Genomic DNA, 3,914 nt, shown 5'->3' with positions numbered 1-3,914 from the left:
ACGCGGGCCGCGAGCGCGGCCGTGCGCTCATTGCGGCATTCGACGATCACCTCGGCATCCTCGCCATCGGCGCGCACCAGCTCCACCAGGAAGAGCTGCGCGCCCTCGCGCTCCCCCGCCTCCAGCACGCCTTCCTCGGCGCGATGCATGGGGGTGATGGCGATGGTGACGTTCGCGCTGCTGCTGTCCGACATGGCTGTCCTCCGCATGGACCGCCGCATCCGACGGCGATCACGGGGCCCAAGCGCGTGAGGGCGCCCAGGGATGCCTGGGTCCCACGGCGTGATACCGGCCGGGCGGCTTGCGCGGGGAGGCGGAATGTCGAGGCAGTCTGAGGGGATGGTGCCCAGGAGCGGAGTCGAATCACCGGCACCGCGGTTTCAGATTGCGAGATCATGCTGGTGGCTTGGTGAAGGCAACATCCTGTTCTTCCGCCGTGCTACAGCCGCGGTGGAACTCAGGCGCCTTATGTTCTGATCGAAATCGTTTTTTTGGAATGTGGTGAGCTTCACTGACTTACGCTGCGCCGCCACCGCGACAGGTCCAGGCCGCCGGGCCGGCACGCGAGACATGACATGACAGGGGCTCGCCTGTGCGTCGCGCTGCCTGGGGTGATCGTGGCACGATTGGTGAGCTTTCCTGGCCGCGCGCCGGGGCAGTAACTCCAAGATGCGGCGTGTAAGGCCGGTTGCGCCGCCGGTCGCGAAGGCTCGCTCTCCAACCGAGGCTATGGCGATTGGCCGTGAAGCGCCGGCCCACCTGACCCGCGACCCTTTCGCGAGGCGCTGCACTGCCGCCACTAACGCATACATAGTATTTTCAATCACGTAATAGTTACCAAGTCGTTCTGTATCTCCGTAACGCGCCAGGAGAAACTTTATTATTTTTTAGATAACAATCCGGGTCGCCGCAGCCGATCCGCTGGGGTGGAAACGCAGAGGAACCGATGACCGATCCGAAACGCAAAATGATGAAGGGCACCGCGAACTCCGAGTGGATGAGCGGCTTCCTGACCGCTGACGAACTTGCCGGTGGCTTCACCGGCGTCGAGATCTCGGCCGGCGACGGCCATGACGGCCTCAGCGGGACGGCCTTCGACGACCTGCTCCGCGGCGAAGTCGGGAACGACCAACTGCACGGCAATGCCGGCAGCGACACGCTCCTCGGCGGGGAGGGCGACGACACCTCCTATGGCGGTGACGGCGACGACCTGCTGGAGGATTTCCAGGGCCGCAACGGCTTCTATGGCGGCAATGGCAACGACATCATCCGGGCGGGCGCGGGCAATGACACCATTGCCGGCGAGGGTGGCGACGACCGAGTCTGGGCCGGCGAGGGCCACAACACGGTGTGGCTCGGAGAGGGCCATGATGTCGTTGAAGCCGGCGCCGGCAACGACACGATTACGGGCGAGGGTGGCAACGACGAGATCCGGGCCGGTGGCGGCGACAACACTGTCTATGCCGGATCGGGCAATGACACGGTAGTGGCCGGCGACGGCAGGGACCTGATCACCGGCGACGACGGCAATGACAGCATCCAGGCCGGCGGGGGCAACGACACGATCTATGCCGGTGCTGGCGACGACGTCATCGGCGGCGGCAGTGGTGGTGACTTCATCACCAGCGATTCCGGTCATGACGTTATCCGCGCAGGCAGCGGCAGCGACACCGTCTATGCCGGCGACGGCAATGACCGTTTGATCCAGGATGCCGGGGAGAACATTGGCGCCTCTGACCTCCTCGACGGCGGCTCGGGTTTCGACACGCTGGTGCTGTCCACCACTGAGGAGCAGTTCCTGGGCGCCACGTTCCAGAAGGAACTGGCCACCTACCAAGCGATGATCGCCAACGGCTCATCCGCCTGGCAGCAGTTCAGGTTCACCTCCCTCGGGCTGACCGTGAACGGCTTCGAGAAGCTCGAATTGGTCAATCACGGACCGAGCGCCTTCGGCGACAAAGCGGTGCTTCAGCCCGGCACCGAGGATACCGATTACACGATCACCGCCGCGGATCTCATCAAGGGCTACCGCGACGTGGACGGTGATACGATGTCGGTATCCGGCCTTACCGCCACCCACGGTTCGCTGCTGAATAATGGCAACGGCACATGGACCTTCAAGCCCGATGCCAACTACCACGGTCCAGTCGAACTCAGCTACAGAGTGGAGGACGGCAGGGGTGGCGAGACCGCGGCCACCCAGAGCTTTCAGGTAGCGCCAGTAAATGACGTCCCGACGATTTCCGGCGCGCAGGGTGGCATCGTCACGGAGTTGCCCGAAGTTACTGGAAGCTCTCACGTGCATTCGATATCCGGCACATTCATGTTTGGCGACCCGGACACGACGGACATCCACTCCGCAAGCTATGTTCCAAAGCCAGGTAGCACGAGCTATCTTGGCACGCTCTCACTCGACCCCATCGACGCTATTAACGATACGATAGGGTGGAAGTTTGAGATCACAGACAGCGTCCTCGACTCGCTCGCCGCCGGTGAAACTCGGGTGCAAGAATATCTGCTGAGCATCGACGATGGGAATGGCGGGGTGGTCAGCCAAACAGTTGAAGTGACGCTCAAGGGTTCGGCAGAGCCAACGCTTTCGATTAGACCTACTATTACGGTTGATTTCGAGGGCGTGAGTCAGCGGTACGTGTACGATGGATATAAGGGCTTCAATTACGACTCTCCGTCGGGAAATAATGGTTGGGTGGTTGGGCCTCCTGCTGAAGATCAAAGTCTTTGGGGGTATAATTTTAGCAACTCCCAATTTGTATGGTCAAATGGCGGGGTTTCCCCGCTTACGATGACGCGAATGGATGGTGCTGACTTTACCTTCCAGGGCGGTGTTTTTGGGGGCGGGAGTTCGGCTGGGCCTTTGACGCTACGTGGAATGAATAATGGAGTTGAAGTTGCAAGAATGGACGTGAGCCTATCTAAAGCACCCATGCTGGTTGAGACTGATTGGGATGCCGCAATAGATACGCTGACTATCGAGGCTAGGGTTGGTAACTTGCTTCTGGACGATTTGCTGTTCTTGGTGTGACGAATGGGAACGCGGGCCACAGCGCGGATTGCGCCGCGCTGTGGTTTTTGAAAGCGTCTGCGAGAAGCCTTGCCGACGTCATCTGCCTCGAACGTTAACCGCTACGTCAGCTCGTTGAGCAGGCGTACGACCACTACGAACTCGTCCATGCCATCATTTCCTTCCTGATGATCAAGGAGGCCGGCCATCGCTGGCCGGCCCCGTTGCTATAGGTAGACGTGGTCGTCAGGCCGCCTTTGTCGTGCCACTTCGGCGCTTGAACGCCTTGCTGCGTTCCTGCGCCGCCATCGCCAACTGGGCGTCCAGCTCTCCGGCCCGCACTGCCGCGAGCAGCGCATCGATCACGCCGGGCAGCGCGTCGAGCCCGCCCACCTCCACGCTGGTGCTGCCGGCCTTGTCCAGCGGCAGCGGCTTGCTGCCGTAGCGGATCATGGAGTGGACGGTGCCGCCGCTATCAAAGAACCAGTCCCGCCGCACATGCACGGGCTGCATCACCCGCACGCGCTCGCCGGCATCGTTGGTCCGGTAGACGGGGCGCATCGCGTCCAGCCCCCGGCCCTCCAGATCCAACGCCACAGCTTTGGGGCCGCGGGACATGGCGCGCCTCCTCGCCTCGCGCACACCACCGTCCCGCCAAGCAGGAAAACTGCAAGCCAAATTCCAACTCATGCCACTAGCTGTGTGCTAGGCACTCGAGGCCACAGCAGTGCAGCTGTCCCTCTTCTAACCTCTTGATCTATTTGGGAAAATGGTGCCCAGGGGCGGAATCGAACCACCGACACTGCGATTTTCAGTCGCATGCTCTACCAACTGAGCTACCTGGGCCCATAGTGTCGGACCGTAGAGGGTCCGTCCGGCAGAGGTCGCGGGA

At 61.9% G+C, this 3,914-nt stretch carries 3 protein-coding genes and 1 tRNA gene; 1 reads left to right on the top strand and 3 read right to left on the bottom strand.

Going from position 1 to position 3,914, the window contains the following annotated elements; genetic code table 11:
- Positions 1–194 (bottom strand): hypothetical protein (locus tag RIN79_RS21370; protein WP_309086725.1); only part of this gene is annotated, 194 nt, incomplete at its 3' end.
- A 752-nt stretch (positions 195–946) separates the two neighbouring features.
- Here RIN79_RS21370 and RIN79_RS21365 point away from each other — a divergent pair.
- On the top strand, positions 947–3,043 hold the full coding sequence (locus RIN79_RS21365) for a cadherin-like domain-containing protein (protein ID WP_309086724.1): 2,097 nt from the start codon (positions 947–949) through the stop codon (positions 3,041–3,043).
- A 225-nt stretch (positions 3,044–3,268) separates the two neighbouring features.
- Here the strand turns inward: RIN79_RS21365 and RIN79_RS21360 are convergent, their stop codons facing one another.
- Together RIN79_RS21360 and RIN79_RS21355 are read right to left on the bottom strand one after the other, a co-directional pair.
- Positions 3,269–3,640 carry a hypothetical protein gene (locus RIN79_RS21360; protein WP_309086723.1) on the bottom strand — a complete coding sequence of 124 codons (372 nt, stop codon included), beginning with the start codon at positions 3,638–3,640 and terminating at the stop codon, positions 3,269–3,271.
- Positions 3,641–3,792: 152 nt separating this feature from the next.
- Positions 3,793–3,868: transfer RNA gene (locus tag RIN79_RS21355), tRNA-Phe, on the bottom strand.
- Positions 3,869–3,914 lie beyond the last annotated feature (46 nt).

Source organism: Chelativorans sp. (genome assembly GCF_031180965.1).
Taxonomy (GTDB): domain Bacteria; phylum Pseudomonadota; class Alphaproteobacteria; order Rhizobiales; family Rhizobiaceae; genus Chelativorans.
The sequence above is the reverse complement of the archived record's forward strand: the minus strand, read 5'-3'. Positions and strand labels throughout refer to the sequence as shown.